This window comes from Candidatus Liberimonas magnetica, from assembly GCA_020523885.1.
GTDB classification, from domain to species: domain Bacteria; phylum Elusimicrobiota; class Endomicrobiia; order Endomicrobiales; family JAFGIL01; genus Liberimonas; species Liberimonas magnetica.
In genome coordinates, this window is sequence record JAJAPY010000016.1 from 1 (window position 1) to 16,402 (window position 16,402).

General features: G+C 40.1%; 15 protein-coding genes. All 15 read left to right on the plus strand.

The window, feature by feature from the left end:
• The first annotated feature begins 55 nt into the window (after nt 1-55).
• The 15 genes from uvrB (at nt 56) to LHV68_10895 (ending at nt 16,398) form a co-directional block, all read left to right on the plus strand.
• Nucleotides 56-2,122 carry an excinuclease ABC subunit UvrB gene (gene uvrB / locus LHV68_10825; GenBank protein MCB4792357.1) on the plus strand — a complete coding sequence of 689 codons (2,067 nt, stop codon included), beginning with the start codon at nt 56-58 and terminating at the stop codon, nt 2,120-2,122.
• 114 nt (nt 2,123-2,236) lie between these two features.
• Nucleotides 2,237-3,856: a hypothetical protein gene (locus tag LHV68_10830; protein ID MCB4792358.1), complete on the plus strand. Its 1,620-nt coding sequence runs from the start codon at nt 2,237-2,239 to the stop codon at nt 3,854-3,856.
• 43 nt (nt 3,857-3,899) lie between these two features.
• Nucleotides 3,900-5,498: a glycosyltransferase family 39 protein gene (locus LHV68_10835; protein MCB4792359.1), complete on the plus strand. Its 1,599-nt coding sequence runs from the start codon at nt 3,900-3,902 to the stop codon at nt 5,496-5,498.
• Nucleotides 5,499-5,699: 201 nt separating this feature from the next.
• Complete coding sequence (gene nadC / locus LHV68_10840; GenBank protein ID MCB4792360.1) at nt 5,700-6,545, plus strand: carboxylating nicotinate-nucleotide diphosphorylase; 846 nt, start codon at nt 5,700-5,702, stop codon at nt 6,543-6,545.
• Entirely contained in the window at nt 6,542-7,489 is a 948-nt protein-coding gene (locus tag LHV68_10845) for a biotin--[acetyl-CoA-carboxylase] ligase (GenBank protein MCB4792361.1), read from the plus strand. The genes nadC and LHV68_10845 overlap by 4 nt, the downstream gene beginning before the upstream one ends.
• A 14-nt stretch (nt 7,490-7,503) precedes the next feature.
• Nucleotides 7,504-8,121: a nitroreductase family protein gene (locus LHV68_10850; protein MCB4792362.1), complete on the plus strand. Its 618-nt coding sequence runs from the start codon at nt 7,504-7,506 to the stop codon at nt 8,119-8,121.
• 98 nt (nt 8,122-8,219) lie between these two features.
• The gene (locus LHV68_10855) at nt 8,220-8,999 is read left to right on the plus strand and encodes a DUF3108 domain-containing protein (protein ID MCB4792363.1); all 780 of its coding nucleotides are present in this window, start codon (nt 8,220-8,222) and stop codon (nt 8,997-8,999) included.
• Nucleotides 9,000-9,075: 76 nt separating this feature from the next.
• Nucleotides 9,076-9,714, plus strand: coding sequence for a lactate utilization protein (locus LHV68_10860; protein ID MCB4792364.1), 639 nt, complete (start codon nt 9,076-9,078; stop codon nt 9,712-9,714).
• 135 nt (nt 9,715-9,849) lie between these two features.
• Nucleotides 9,850-10,920, plus strand: a complete 1,071-nt coding sequence (locus LHV68_10865) for a DUF1646 domain-containing protein (GenBank protein MCB4792365.1) — start codon at nt 9,850-9,852, stop codon at nt 10,918-10,920.
• Between the two features lie 225 nt (nt 10,921-11,145).
• Complete coding sequence (rsxC, locus tag LHV68_10870; GenBank protein ID MCB4792366.1) at nt 11,146-12,474, plus strand: electron transport complex subunit RsxC; 1,329 nt, start codon at nt 11,146-11,148, stop codon at nt 12,472-12,474.
• The gene (locus LHV68_10875) at nt 12,474-13,436 is read left to right on the plus strand and encodes an RnfABCDGE type electron transport complex subunit D (protein MCB4792367.1); all 963 of its coding nucleotides are present in this window, start codon (nt 12,474-12,476) and stop codon (nt 13,434-13,436) included. The genes rsxC and LHV68_10875 overlap by 1 nt, the downstream gene beginning before the upstream one ends.
• A 120-nt stretch (nt 13,437-13,556) precedes the next feature.
• Entirely contained in the window at nt 13,557-14,105 is a 549-nt protein-coding gene (locus LHV68_10880) for an RnfABCDGE type electron transport complex subunit G (GenBank protein MCB4792368.1), read from the plus strand.
• Entirely contained in the window at nt 14,102-14,788 is a 687-nt protein-coding gene (locus LHV68_10885; protein MCB4792369.1) for an electron transport complex subunit E, read from the plus strand. Before LHV68_10880 ends, LHV68_10885 begins: the two co-directional genes overlap by 4 nt.
• Before the next feature lie 104 nt (nt 14,789-14,892).
• Nucleotides 14,893-15,483 carry an RnfABCDGE type electron transport complex subunit A gene (locus LHV68_10890; GenBank protein MCB4792370.1) on the plus strand — a complete coding sequence of 197 codons (591 nt, stop codon included), beginning with the start codon at nt 14,893-14,895 and terminating at the stop codon, nt 15,481-15,483.
• Between the two features lie 72 nt (nt 15,484-15,555).
• Nucleotides 15,556-16,398, plus strand: a complete 843-nt coding sequence (locus tag LHV68_10895) for a 4Fe-4S binding protein (GenBank protein ID MCB4792371.1) — start codon at nt 15,556-15,558, stop codon at nt 16,396-16,398.
• Nucleotides 16,399-16,402: the final 4 nt, after the last annotated feature.

Consider the following 16,402-nt stretch of genomic DNA (forward strand, 5'->3'; position numbering starts at 1 on the left):
GGATTTTAAAAAGCCGTTATACTATGCCCGCATAATAGATAATATAAATTGAGTTATGAATAAGGATTTACAGATGAAGTTTAAGTTGGTATCGAAATTCAAACCGAACGGCGACCAGCCGTATGCCATAAAAGAGCTTGTTAAAGGTGTAGGGGAGAACAAAAAAGACCAGGTCCTTCTTGGAGTGACTGGTTCTGGAAAGACGTTCACTATTGCAAACCTTATAGAAAAGGTGCAGAGGCCTACCCTTGTAATGTCGCCGAACAAGATACTTGCTGCACAGCTTTATGCGGAATTCAAGACATTTTTCCCGCATAATGCAGTCGAGTATTTTATATCATACTATGATTATTACCAGCCCGAAGCATACATACCACAGAGCGATACCTACATAGAAAAAGACTCTTCAATAAACGATCATATAGACAGGTTGAGGCTCAAAGCCACATCCTCGCTTCTTGAACGAAGGGACGTTATAATAGTCGCCTCTGTTTCCTGCATTTATAACCTCGGTTCGCCTGACGAGTACAGGGCTTTATGTGTACTTGTGGAAAAAGGCAAGATCAAATCAAGGGAAAAGCTTACTATGGAGCTTGTGGATATACATTACGAAAGAAATGACATAGATTTTTCCCGCGGAAAATTCAGGGTAAGAGGCGAGATTATCGAGATATTCCCTGCATACCTTGAAACAGCTGTAAGGGTAGAGTTTTACGGCGATCATATAGAAAGGATAAGGGAGATAGAGCCTTTAACCGGGAAAGCGATATCGGAAAAAGAGCTCATATATATCTACCCTGCAAAACATTTTGTGACTACGAGGCCGAAACTGGAAGTTGCGTTAAAGAGCATAGAAAAAGAGCTTGTAGAACGCGTCGACTATTTTAAAAAGAACGGGAAACTTATTGAAGCCCAGCGCATAGACCAGCGCACGCACTATGACATGGAAATGATGAACGAGACAGGGTTCTGCCACGGGGTAGAGAACTATTCAACGCACCTTGCAGGCCGCCCGCCTGAATCACGGCCGTCGTGCCTGATAGATTATTTCCGCTTGAGTTCTCCTGACTTTCTGACGGTTATTGATGAATCGCACATAAGCGTACCTCAAATAAGAGGTATGTATGAAGGAGACAGGTCAAGGAAACAAACGCTTGTTGACTTCGGATTCAGGCTGCCTTCGGCCCTCGGTAACAGGCCGCTTAAGTTCCATGAGTTTGAAAACCTAATAAACAACGTTATCTACGTTTCCGCCACCCCCGGGCCGTACGAGCTTGCAAAAACCCAAGGCGAGGTAATAGAGCTTGTGATAAGGCCTACGGGCTTGATAGACCCCGAAGTTGTGATAAGGCCCATAGAAAACCAGGTTGAAGACCTGCGAGTACGGATAGAAGAATGTGCAAAAAAGAAAGAAAGGGTGCTTGTGACTACTCTTACCAAGAAGATGTCCGAAGACCTGACCGATTATTACAAAGAAAAGGGTTTGAGGGTAGAGTACCTTCACTCGGAAATAGACTCCTTAAAAAGAATTGAAATATTAAATGACCTGCGGCTTGGCAAGTTCGATGTATTGATCGGTATAAACCTGTTGAGAGAAGGTTTAGACCTGCCTGAAGTGGCTCTCGTAGCTGTTCTTGATGCGGATAAAGAAGGTTTCCTGCGTTCCGAGACTACGCTGATCCAGGTCTGCGGAAGGGCGGCAAGGAACTTAAACGGGCATGTGGTTCTTTATGCCGACAGGATAACAGGTTCGATTAAACGCGCTCTTAGCGAGATGAGCAGGCGCAGGAAAAAACAAGTTGAGTTCAATTTACAGCATAATATAACTCCAAGATCTATCGTAAAAGCAGTTCACGAGTTCGAGGAGTTTCAGTATAAAACCAAAGAGGAAGGCCTCGCTCATCTTGTTGAAGAGTCCGCTGCCCAGTATGTTACAAAGAATAACCTCGGGAAAATCATGGCGGAACTAGAAAAACAAATGAAAGATGCTGCAGATAATCTTGATTTCGAACTTGCTGCAGCACTGAGGGATAAGCTCTTTGCTTTAAGGGAAATAAATGTAAGGAAGAAAAAAAATACGGAAGAAATAATGAAAATGGCAAAAATGAAAAAAGTCGAGTAATTTATCCCGCAGTCTTGAGAACCCACCCCGAGAATAGGGATAGAGGAAGCGGGATTTCGCCCCGCCAAAAGTGGGAAGGGTTTTGGTACCACGGGCTTGCCTGTGAGGCTCAATATGAGAATAAATAAATACCTGATGGCCTTAGTTGGATTTCTTTGCCTGGGATATGTCGCTCATTTTTGGTACCTGCAGCATGGTCATATTGATTTTATGACTGATTCGAGCATTTCCAGCATCTGTGCATTTTCTTTCGTAAGCATTCTTTCTTCTTTTAACCTGCATATAGATTCATTTCAAACCCTTTATATGCCGCTCCAAACGATGCTAGCATCAAACCTTCTATACTTGACGGGCAGTTACTCATGGCTCACCTTTATTATAAACAGTTTTTACCTTATCATTCTAGTCGCAGCTATTTATTTGATAGGAAAGGAGATCGGTTCTTCTTTGTCAGGATATTGTTCCGCTCTTCTTGTTTTACTGTATCCGTACATGTTTTTTACATACCATGTATATAGCCTTGACCTTCCTTTAACAGCTGTTGTTACATTGACCCTATTCTGTCTTTTAAAATCACAATTTTTTGAAAATCTTTACTGGAGTTTTGCATTTTCCGGGTCACTTATCTGGGGTTTGATGATAAAAGACCCTGCCGGAGCATTTATAGTAGGGCCGTTTATCATTTCATTCATCATTGCGGTCTTAAGCAGCTTAAAATTGCGAAATTTTCGGAGGATCCTAAATTTGATATTGTCCGGTTGTGCAATAATTTTTGTTTTTTACAGGTTTTATTTACAGAATAACTATTTTAGTCAAATAACTCTTCCTGGGATTACTCATGAAGGGGATGCAGGTGACACGGGAGGTTCATTAAATATTACGTGGTTATTAGGGAGCCATTTAACTCCGGTTTTTATCATACTGTTTTTGGCCGGTTTGGCTATAATTCATTACCGCAGAACAGCCTTCAGGTGGCATCTCCTGTTATGGATAATAATACCTTATGCAATGGTTGCATTAATGCCTCATTGGAAATCCGTCAGGCAAGTCCTGCCGTCCTATCCGGCTTTTGCGGTTATTAGTTCATTTGCCGTTGTCTGGGTGATAGAAAAATTAAAAGAGCAACGGGCCCGGATAGTGTTTATGATATTTTTTGTTATGCTGGGTGTTGTACAGATATTTGACCTGACCTATACTAGAAAATTATTATCCGTCCAATTGGGGAGGTTCCGCTATTTCACAGAAGATGGCAATTCCATAATAGACCTTAAACAAAGAAAAATAAATGAAGCAGGCATTATTCTCTCATATAACGTAATTAAATCACTTGGTATGCCTTCGGTTGGTATAATGCGGGGAACCGAGGGGGAGTTGGATTCCTACTTTTTTATCACAAAATATGCTTCCTTAAACGGGATTAAATGCCGGGATCAGGGGTCAGAATTGATACAAGATGATTTAGAGGATCAATTAAAAGATATATCATTGCTCCTTTTCGTTTTCCAGGATTTACCTTCAGAAGGTACTAGTCTAAATAACTTTTTGTCATTTGAGCATATTCTGGAACGATATAATAATAACTTTGCTTCAGGTAATCTTAACCTTACTGATAATAAAAAAATTGCCCTTAAAAAGAAAAAATGGGAGAGTTTTATAGGCAGATTTGAACCTTTGCAGGTATTGTACGTTTATGGGCGCACCTTCTATTTTTACGGGTCAAAAACGCGGCACTGAAGTTTGATGAAAACGGTAAAAATGAAAAAAATCAATAATCCCTATGATTAAAAATAAATACCTGCTAGCTCTTGCCGGATGTATTTGTCTGGGATATGCCGCCCATTTCTGGTTCTTGCAGCATGGGCATGTCGATTTTATAACTGATTGGAGTATTTCCAGCGTCTCTGCATTTAGTTATGTAAGAATTCTTTCTTCTTTTGACCTGCATATAGATAGATTCCCAAGTTTTTATCAGCCGCTGCAAACGATGATCGCATCGAACCTTTTATACTTGACAGGTAGTTACTCGTGGCTTGTTTTTATTTTAAACAGTAGTTATCTTATCTTGCTGATACTTTCGACCTATTTGATCGCTAAAGAAATCGGTTCCTCTTTGTCAGGATATTGTTCCGTACTTCTTGTTTTACTGTATCCGAATATATTTTTTGCATACAATATGTATAATCTGGACCTTCCTTTGGCTGCTGTTGTTACATTGATAATGTGCTGTCTTTTAAAATCGCAATTTTTTGAAAACCCTTACTGGAGTTTTGCATTTTCTGTGTCACTTATATGGGGTTTGCTGATTAAAGACCCTGCCGGAGCGTTTATAATAGGGCCGGTCATTATTGCTGTCATCATCGCAGTTGCAAGGAGCCTTACTTTGCAGAATTTTAGTATAATCTTAAATCTAATGTTTTCCGGTTTTATAATAACTCCTGTTTTTTACAGGTTTTATCTGCAAAATAAATTTGTTACCCGGGTATCTATTCCTGGGATTATGAGTGGAGGGGCTGCAGGCCCGTTAGATACGGCGCAGTTATTTGGGTGCCAGTTAACGCCGGTTTTCCTTGTACTGTTTTTGACAGGCCTGGCTATAATTTATTACCGCAGGACAGCCTTTAGGTGGCAGCTTTTATTGTGGATAATAATACCCCATATGATAGTTTCACTAATGCCCCATTGGAAATCTGTCAGGCAAGTCCTGCCATCCTATCCGGCTTTTGCCGTTATTAGCTCATTTTCCGTTGTCTGGCTGATCGAAAAAATAAAACATCAACGAGGGCGGATAGCTTTTATGATAATTTTTGTTATGCTAGGTATTCTGCAGTTGTTTGACCTGACATATACTAAAAAATTATTATCTATCAAACTGGGAGGATTTCAGTATTTCAGTGTGGATTTCAACTCGATTTTGAAGCCTGAAAAAAGAAAAGAAAACGAACTAAGCATACTTTCCGTATTTAAGGTAATTAAACCACTGGGACTGCATTCGGCCGGTATAATATATGAAAACGATAGGGGGTATAGCGATATTTACCTTTTAATCTCAAAATATATGTCTTTAAACGGGATCAACTGCTGGTTGCATGGGCCGGAGATACTCAATGACAGTTATGAAAATCAATTGCATGATACGTCATTGCTTCTCTTCGCCTTCCCAAGCTTGCCGCCAGTAGCTACTACTGCCAATGAAATCCGGTCATTCGACAATATGGTGAATCGTTATTTTGATAAGAATTTTTCTAGCCGCATTAATGATAATGAGATTGCGGCTAAAAAGAAAAAGTGGGAGAGTTTTATAAAAGGCTTCGAACCTTTGCATCCATTCAAGGTTTACGGACGTGATTTATATATATATGGGTTAAGAAAAACTTAGTCACGGGGTATAAACCCATTAAGCAGTACGAAAATCGATAAAACAATTATGTAAAGCAGGTTCAATTAGAAGGGAATACCAGGCCATCCATCAGGACATTGAAAAGGGATGGTTTTCTATTTTTAACGGGCATAACAGATAGATAAAAAACTTTCCTTTTAATGGCTTGTTAACAAGCGCCTAAATTGATAAAATTATACCATGGAAAGCATTGATGAATTGATAGGTCATGCATTAGAGGAAGACAATGCGCGGAAGGATATTACCGTCCGGTCGCTTGTTTTAAAAAACATAAAAGCGAAAGCTGAAATCCTGTGCAAAGAAAGAGGTATTGTCTGCGGCGTAGAAATCCTTAAGGGTATTTTTAAGAAGCTTGATAAAAATATTGTTATAAAAACTCTTGTAAAAGACGGCAATAAAGTAAAAAAAGGGGAAAGAATAGCAGTTATTTCCGGTTCTGCCTCCGCCCTGCTTTCCGGAGAACGGACAGCGCTTAACTTCATTCAGCATCTTTCCGGCATAGCCACTCTTACTAGAAAGTTCGTAGATAAGATTAAGGGTAAAGGTAGAGGTAAAGGAAAAATCAAAATCTATGATACGAGAAAGACCACGCCGGGTTTAAGAGAGCTTGAGAAATATGCGGTTCGCTGTGGCGGAGGGATAAACCACAGGTTTGACCTCAATGAAATGGCAATGATAAAGGACAACCACCTTAAACTTTTTCCTGATATCAAAGCTGCTGTTAAAAAAATAAGAAAAAAATATCCAAATGACGGGATTGAAGTTGAGTGTTCTAAGCTAAACCAGGTAAAAGAAGCCGCGGTAACAGGTGTAGATGTGATTATGCTTGATAATATGCCTCTTGACGATATGCGAAAAGGGATTTCTATGATAAGAAAATATAATAGAAAGATACAAATTGAGGTTTCAGGCAGAGTAAATTTGACCAATATCAAAAGATTTGGGAAACTTGACATTGACCGCATTTCGGTAGGGGTTATCACGCATTCTGCTCCTTCCTTGGATATCAGTTTGGAAATTTTATGAGTATTCTAGATATTCTCTCTTCAGCCAAATATGTTTCGGGACAAAAAATAGCGAAAGAGCTCGGCCTATCGAGGGCGGCTGTCCATAAACAGGTGCTCAAACTTAAGAACCTTGGGTATGAAATAAAAAGCAAGAAAAATCTGGGCTATTTTCTTGTTTCAAAACCGGGCCTATTAACAGCTGAAGAGATAAAACATTTACTTCCCAGGGATTTTAAATTCTGTAAAACGATCATTTATAGAAACGAGGTGTCTTCAACACAACTTGTGGCAAAGAAGCTTGCGGAACAAGGTATGGATGAGGGAACCCTTGTTATCTGTGAGAAACAGACTAGTGCTTACGGCAGACTTCAAAGGCATTGGTCTGCGCCTGATGGGGGGGTATGGTTCTCGCTTATTTTAAAACCCAGGCTATTGCCTGAAAAGGTTCCGCAGATAACCCTGGCAATGTCAATTTCTATAGCCAGGGTCTTAGAGAACTCTTTAGGTATAAAGCCTTTCATAAAATGGCCCAATGATATTGTGGTCAATGACAAAAAAATATGCGGTATTATAACCGAGATGTCCTCTGAAGTCGGCAATGTCAATTGGGTAGTGGCCGGGGTGGGATTGAATGCTAATAATGTGACACCTAAAAATTTAAAAAATATCGCTGTTTCTCTAAAAGGAATTTTGCAAAAAGAAGTAAATCGTTCGGAGTTATTGGCCGATATCCTGATAAATTATTTAGAAGCATATGAAATTTTATGTGCAAAAGGTTTTTTGTCTCTTAAAGATGAATATAACAAATATGCTTACCTAACCGGAAAGGCCGTAAAAGTAAAAACGCCGAATGCTATAATTTCCGGTATAGCCCTAAAGGTTGACCAGGAAGGTTATTTAATGGTTAAGACGTCAAATGGGGTTTTTAAAGTCCTCTCGGGCGATGCAACAGTATTAAAATGATAAACGGGGGATAAATGGATGCAAAGGATCTATTAAAAATAATAAAAGAACGCAGGAGCGTTAGAAAATACCTGCCCGGCGCTGTGCCGCAGGCAGATATAGAAAAGCTTATCGAAGCTGCCACCTGGGCGCCCAGCGGAGGCAATTTGCAGAACTGGCATTTTGTTATTGTCCGCTCAAAGACTATTAAAGATGAGCTTTTAAAAGCCATAAATATTAAAGTCGAAAAGCTTTCTGAAAAGATAAATTCCCCGAGCGCTAAAAAAGAATATATGGCTTACAGCAATTACTATACTTTCTTTGTTCAGGCGCCGGTAACTATAGCTGTGGTCAAAAAACCCTATGATTCTCTTTCAAGAAGGATACTTGAAAGGTACGGGATAGCGTACGTAAGTTCAGCCGATGTACAGGGGCCTTCTGCAGCGATACAGAATATACTTTTGATGGCTCATGCCCTTGGCTACGCTACATGCTGGATGACCGGGCCCTTGATCGCAAGAAAAGAAATAGAAGAAGTTCTTGGCATAAAAGAACCCGATGAGCTTATGGCATTGATACCTGTGGGAAAACAGGGGCAAAGCCATACGGCACCAAAAAGAAAAAACGTGGTTGAAGTAATAAGTTATAAGTAATAGCGTACAGCCCTTCTTCGTCCCGAAGGGCGGGGCTACGAAAGGATAAGCGGATAAAATAAAAAACCTTAATTACAGTATCTGCAAAGTAATTCTATATGTTTAAAAGGTCTGTGACAGCATTTTTGATAATGGTTTTTCTGATGCCTCCTATTTTTGCGGCAGAGCACAAGGCCCGCAAAACAAATAAATTTATATGGAGACAACAGACGAACGACGTGTTTAAAGTCGGAGAACAGCTTGAATTCAATATAAGATGGAAATTCATAGTTGTCGGATATGCCACCATGTCCGTTAAAAATATAGAAAAAGTCCAGGGAAGAAATTGCTATCATATTGTGACCGAAGCAAGGACAGCCGCTTTCTTTGACAATTTTTTTAAGGTGAGGGATGTCAACGAATCATGGATCGATACAAAGAGTTTTTGTTCCCTTAAATTCCGCCAGCAGTTATCCGAAGGAAAGTATAAAAACAAGGAGACTCTTGTTTTTGACCAGGCAAAGCAGAAATATAGTGTCCTGGAAACAAAGAAAACAGGAGATATCCCGCTCTGGGTACAGGATGTGTTGTCAAGCCTTTATTATCTGAGGTCCCAAAGACTTTCAGAAGGGAATACTTTTAATATTGATGCTAATTCCGGCGGGAAATCCTGGCCCCTGACTGTTAAAGTCCTAAGAAAAGAAAAAGTGAACGTGCCTGCGGGCAGTTTTGAATGTTTTGTCGTTGAGCCGAACATAAGAGAGGGCGCCGGAGTATTCCAGGCCAAGGGAAGCCTCAATGTCTGGCTGACGGATGATAACAAGAAAACACCTGTAAAGATGAGATCTAAAATAGCTATAGGCTCAATCAATGCAGACTTAAAAACAAAAAGAGAGTAGGAATGATAAAGAATTAGACTTTTGTTTTTACTATACGCATTACGCTATCCGCTTGAGTAAAATAAGGAGGCCATCGATGGATGAAAACATAAAATGGCATAATTTGATAGTTTTGAACGAAGTCGCAAAAAAACTTGAAAAAAACAATTTTAAGGTCATTGTTGCAGAAGGTGCGGAAACGGCCAGAAAAAAGGTCTTGGAGATCATTGATGCCAAAGAATCGGTGGGTATAGGCGGATCAATGACTATAGAGGAATTGAATATAATTGAAGAACTGAGAAAGAGAGGGCAAAACATAATTCGGCATACCCCCGGTATGCCTCTTGATGAAAGCCTAGACATAAGAAGGAAAGCTCTGACCAGTGATGTTTATGTGGCGAGCCCGAATGCTATCACCAAGGACGGCACCCTGATGCTTTGTGACGGTGTCGGTAACCGGGTTTCTGCAATGATATTTGGCCCAAAAAAGGTTATTGCGGTAGCGGGTATTAACAAGATAGTCTCTGATGAAAGCGCAGGCTGGTGCAGGATAGATGAAATTGCAGCTCCTTCAAATGCTAAAAGGCTTAATTTAAATAATCCGTGTGTCGCAAAAGGAAAATGTGTTGAATGTGATTTGCCAAGCAGGATATGCAATATAGGCGTGGTTTTATGGAAAAAACCAAAACAAACTGAATATTACGTAGTGCTTGTGAATGAGAATTTAGGCTATTAACTATAAATTCTATACGCTCTTGCCAAAGCTTATTTTTGTTCTTTCTTCATTGACGGACAGTGTTGAAAAATAGTAATTTAGACAGCTCATAGAATCATTCTCAGAATAAGCGATAAAATGTCAAAAAGAGGTTAAATGCTGGAAATTAGCCTGTTTTCTGTTTTGCTCCTAGTTCTTATAATACCGTTGACTTTAAAAAAGGTTGAAGAGAACCTTGAAATATTTTTATTTATAATGGGGATACTTGCCGTTACCTGTGCCCATATCTGGGGCGGCAAACAGGTCTGGTCAAAAGAGCTTATACAAGAATCTTTAATAGAACCTATAATGATCACTATTGCTGTCATAGCGGCCGGTATAATTATAGAATTATTCAGGGACGATATAACTGACAGTATCGTCAGATTTGAACGCAGGATCGGTTCAAAACTGTTTTGTTTTGTTCTGGTAACGGCCTTGGGGCTAATGTCAAGCATTATTACTGCCATTATGGCTTCGATAATCCTTGTCGAAGTAGTGAATTGTTTAAGATTAAATAAAGATTATGAAACGAAGCTTGTCGTATTAGGCTGTTTTTCGATCGGGCTGGGTGCAGCACTCACTCCTATAGGCGAACCCCTGTCAACTATCTGTATCGGAAAGCTTAAAGGCGAACCGTATAACGCTGGTTTTTTTTTCCTTTTAGAGATACTCAGTGTATATATTCTTCCTGGAATTCTGGCCCTGGGTATCTTAGGCGCTATTATAGAACCATCGGTTAAAGGAATTGCAAGAGACACTCTTTCTGAGGATAAAAAAAGCAGCTTTAAAGATGTTTTTGTTTATGCGGGAAAAGTCTACATATTTATAATGGGACTGGTTTATCTTGGCAGAGGATTTAAACCTATTATAGACACATACATAATAAAACTGCCAAGCGCTGCGCTTTACTGGATAAACAGTATTTCAGCGATATTGGACAACGCTACTTTAACAGCTGCTGAAATAAGCCCTTTAATGAGCTTGGCGCAGATAAAATATCTGTTGATGGGTCTTCTGATAGCCGGCGGTATGCTTATACCGGGGAATGTACCTAACATAATCTGTGCCGGAAGGCTTAAAGTCAGTTCCAAACAATGGGCAAAAATCGGAGTCCCTGTCGGCCTTGTCCTGATGATAATTTATTTCATCATTTTTTCGTTAATAGAACACATTTTCATTACTTAAAAGTAATTTAATAGCTTAAAACCGTCACTTATTTCTTACCCCGATTTCCCGCTAATCCTTAGCAAAAAAGCAAAAAAGTAAAAAACTATAGAATAAGTAATCTTGACTAAAAGTATTTATTTAAGTATAATTTTTTAACATTAGGCAGATTAGAGTCTGCCTATTTTTTTTAATTTTATCATGTCAAATTAATAAATAGATTTGAGCAGGATTATCAATAAGAAAATGAAAAAAGCATTCAAATTTTACGGTGGGGTTTACCCTCCTGAAAATAAAATAACTGCCGAAAAATCCATAGAAGTCATGCCTGTTCCTGATAAAGTGGCATTGCCGCTTATCCAGCATACCGGGATAAAATGTAAAGCTCTTGTTTCAAGAGGCGATACAGTGCTTCTGGGGGAGGAGATAGCCGAAGCTCAAGGGCATATTACAGCTCCCGTACATGCTTCTGTTTCAGGGAAAGTCAGTGATATTACGGCTTACCTGCATCCGTACCTGGGTGTACCGGTAGAGGCCATAGTAATAGAATCAGACGGAAAAGATGAAAAGGTAAAACCTAAAAGAGTTTATGACGCTTATTTCCGCTGTGCGCAGAAAGAGCTTATAAGTGCCATAAAGGATGCGGGGATAACAGGGCTTGGAGGTGCGGCATTCCCTACCCATGTAAAGCTTTCTCCTCCAAAAGACTCTGAAATAGATTTCCTCATAATAAACGGCTGCGAATGCGAGCCCTATATTACCTCTGATGACAGGCTTATGCAGGAGCATTCGAAAGAAGTAGTAGAAGGCGCAAAGATAATGATGTATATACTCGGTGCGGTAAAATGCATCATAGCTATAGAAGACAACAAACCGCTTGCCATAGAAATAATAAAAAATATAGTTTTCAACGAGCCGAACATAGACCTGGCTGTGCTTAAGGCTCATTACCCTCAAGGCTCAGAAAAACAGCTTATAAAAGCTCTGACCGGCAGGGTAGTACCTTCTAATAAGCTGCCATTTAATAGCGGTGTTATAGTTAATAATGTGGCTACCGCGTATGCGGTAAGCCGTGCTATAAAGGAAGGGGAAACTTTAACTTCAAGGATAATAACGGTAAGCGGTAAGGGAATCAATAATCCTAAAAACCTGAAAGTGAGGCTCGGTACTCTTTTAAGCGATATTGCCGATTATTGCGGAGGGCTTACTGATGATCTGGCGCAGATAGTGATGGGCGGGCCGATGGTGGGGATCAGCATGCCCTCGCTTAATATTCCGGTTATAAAAGGAACCACCGGTATTTTGTTCTTTTCAAAGAAAGAGGCTATAAAAAGGGAATATTCCGATTGTTTCCGCTGCGGAAGGTGCGTCAGGGTATGCCCCATGGAACTTTTCCCGAACCAGCTGAGCGTTTTTATTGAAAATAATTATATTGAAGAGTCAAAACAGTTCTACCCAATGGAATGCATCGAGTGCGGGTGCTGCAGTTATGTGTGCCCTGCCAACAGGCCTATCGTTCAGCAGATAAGGTTTATAAAATATAAGATTTGCCAGGAGCAAAAAACGGAAAAATAATGGCTAAAAAAACTTTTGATTTTTCAAAACTGATAATTGCGAATTCTCCCCATATGCATGATAGAATAAGCATATCAAAGGTCATGCTTGAAGTTATAATCGCTCTTGTCCCTGCCATAACGGCATCGGTTTATTTTTTCAGGCTTGATGCCGTGACAGTTATTTCTGTGTCGGTAATAACTTGTTTGTCTGCGGAATATCTGTGGCAGAAGCTCTTTAAGCTCAAAGTAAGGATAAATGACCTGAGTGCTGCCGTAACAGGGATACTTTTTGCCCTTACCCTTCCGCCGTCTGTCCCCTGGTGGATGGTCATGATAGGAGCTTTGATATCGATACTCCTTGCCAAGAACGTTTTCGGAGGCCTCGGGCATAACCCTTTTAACCCGGCATTAGTAGGAAGAGCGTTCCTCCAGATTTCCTGGCCGCATGAGATGTCGTCATGGAAGCCGGTCTTTGATGCAGTGACAACAGCTACATCCGTAGAAGGGGTTTCAACAGCAACGCCCCTTGCTATAAATAAGTTTCATCTGCATTACAGTCTCCCATCGTATTTTGATTTTCTTATAGGCAACCATGCAGGGTCTATAGGAGAGACATCAATCGTAGCTCTTGTTATCGGGGGAGCCTTTCTGTTATACAGAAAACATATATTTGCCGTTATACCCTTAACTTACATCACCACTGTTGCACTTGGGGCATTTGTATTTAAACAAGGCCCGCTTTTTCATATTTTCAGCGGAGGATTGATGCTCGGAGCCATATTTATGGCAACTGACCCCGTAACTTCGCCGTTATCAGGCGCCGGAAGGTTCATCTTTGCGATCGGATGCGGGGTTTTGACTATTTTAATACGCTTAAAAGGCGGTTTTCCCGAATGTGTATGTTTTTCCATACTCATTATGAATATGTTTACGCCTCTTATAGATAGGTATACAATACCAAAACCATTCGGTGTAAAATAGGGTTTTGAAAAATCCAATAACCCTTGATTATGGTGATTAACTACAAGATTACAATGATCAATTATCTTAGAAGTATCACCGTAATCAAAGTTATGAATCTCTGTAATCAGGAATTTATAAATGAAGATATTTAAATCAGGATTGATACTTCTAATACTCTCGGTTGTTTCAGGGGCCAGCTTATCTTTTGTCTACAGGCAGACAGAAGGACTGATCAAAGATGCAAAAGCTAAGAAATTATATGATATGGAAAAGGAGCTATTGCCAGATGCCCGGAGTTTTAAAGAAATTGAAGACGGCAGTGTTGTGCTTGGGTTTAATGCCGAAGGAAGAAAGGCCGGTGTGATAGTTTTGTCAAGTTACAAAGGGTATGGCGGTATGATAGATATCCTGGCAGGGATTGACGAGCAAGACCGGGTCACAAAGGTAAAGGTACTCAAACATACTGAAACTCCCGGGCTTGGAAACAGAGTAGAAAGAGACGATTTCCTCAGCCAGTTTACAGGGAAGAACTTGGCTGCAATTTTTCTTAAAAAAGATAATCCGAACGGGGAGATAGAAGCCGTGACAGGAGCTACTGTCTCTTCCCGCGCTATAGTAGAAAGCGTTAAAAAAGCACTTGCTAAATCGTCAAATTATGAAGAAAAGATAGAGGTGAAAGAAGAATGAAACTCTGGCTTCAAATATTCTTAAACGGCATAACAAAGGAAAACCCTGTACTTATAATGATGATCGGGCTTTGCCCTGTACTTGCCTGCTCCTCAACCGCTATAGATGCTCTTGCTATGGGCATAGTTACTACTTTTGTACTTGTTTCATCGAACATCCTGGTTTCCGCCCTAAAGAGATGGACGCCTTCTGAGGTCAGGATACCGGCCTTTATAATAATCATTGCGAGTTTTGTGACTATAGCAGACTATCTTATGCAGGGTTATTTTCCGGACATCAGCAAAAACCTTGGCGTGTTCGTACCTTTGATAGCCGTAAACTGTATAATACTCGGCCGTGCAGAAGTTTTTGCGTACAAAAATTCCATGTGGCTTTCCTTCTTGGATGGTTTTGGCATGGGCACAGGATTTACTTTAGTGATACTCCTGTTAGGTGTTATACGCGAAGCTCTTGGAGCAGGCACGGTATTTCAACATAACCTTGGAATAAGCAATCCCGCCACTTTGATGATACTTCCTCCCGGTGCTTTTATAACCATAGGATTTCTGATAATTATCTGGAGAGCCATATATAAAAAAGATAAAATTTCCGGTGCTTCCTGTTCTCATTGTAACCTGCTGCAGATATGCCATCCTGTCGAGAGCGGGAAATGTGAAGTAATAGATGAATTGGATAAAAAATAAAGCGTTGAGCGTATAGAATCTCCAGGTTTAAGGTGTAAGGGTAAGGTTTAAGATTTAAAACTTACCCCTTACTCCTTATCCCTGTTTTTATCATGGAGTTATAAATGCATTTTAGCGAGATGTTTTCGATTTTCTTTGCTGCACTTATAATCAACAATATAATCCTGATGCGGTTCATGGGGCTTTGCTCTTTTCTAGGGGTTTCGGACAAAATGAAGCCATCGATAGGCATGAGCCTTGCGGTCGCTTTTGTAATGATTATGTCAACTGCGGTTACTTGGCCTTTATATAATTATATCCTGATCCCGTTCCATCTTGAGTTCCTGCGCACAATTTCTTTTATACTTGTGATAGTCTCTCTCGTCCAGGCCGTCGAGATTTTTATGAAAAAAAATGCCCCGGTGCTTTACGGGGCCCTGGGCATTTATCTGCCTCTTATAACAGCCAACTGTGCGATACTTGCCGTGACTTTCCTGAACACAGATCATAACTACGATTTTCTGAGATCTCTCATACATACTCTGGGAGTAGCAGGAGGATATTCGATTGCCATAATCCTTTTGACGGCTATACGGCTCAGGCTAAACTTCGCACCGGTCCCCAGATTGATCAGGGGTTATCCGTTGATTTTTTTTACCGCAGCACTTATGTCTCTTGCTTTCATGGGCTTTACAGGCCTTTTTGGGATACATTAACGACAAAAACTCATTTAATAATGCCTTTAACTTTAATTTTGCATTTTGATATTTTCAATTTGAATTAGAAATATGATTATTGACCCTCTCATACTACATTCAATATTATTTTTAGGAGGTCTTGGTTTTATTTTAGGGATCGGGCTTGGTTCAATATCGCAAAAACATTTTTCAAACCCTGACCTGCGCCGGGAAAGGCTTTTTAAGCTTCTACCAGGCACAAATTGCGGAGCTTGCGGTTTTTCCGGATGCAGCGCTTATTCATCTGCTTTATTAAATAATGAAACTGAAACAGATAAGTGTACTTCTTTAAAACATGGAAATAAACTTGAAATATCAAAATTATTGGGTATACCTGAGAAAAGCTCTGAACGTAAAACAGCAGTCATATTTTGTGCAGGCGGCAGAGAATGCAAAAATAAAATTGACTATCGCGGAATTAAAAGCTGCTCAATGACCTTGTTGGAGTTTGGCGGAAACAAGGCGTGCAGCAGGGGTTGCCTCGGGTTTGATGACTGCATAACAGCATGCAGGTTCGGTGCCATAGCAAAAAAGACCAAAGGAGATGTCCCTGTAATAGATACGAACAAATGTATTGCCTGCGGGGATTGTGTAAATGCCTGCCCGAACGGTCTGATACAGCTTGTGCCTGATAAGTTCAATTATCACATACTTTGCCGGACACAGGACAGGGTCACAGATGTAAAGAATTTCTGTTCAATAGGTTGTATCGGGTGTGGGATATGCGTTAAAACCTGCCCAAAGAAAGATATTTTAATTGAAGAGAACCTTGCCTACATGAAGTATAAAGAGTGTGATAACTGCGGGCTTTGCGCTCAAAAATGCCCGACTAAGAGTATCTCATTTATTAAACCCGCTGTAGTTTCAACTAATTTTATTAATTCGGTTGATTAAATTA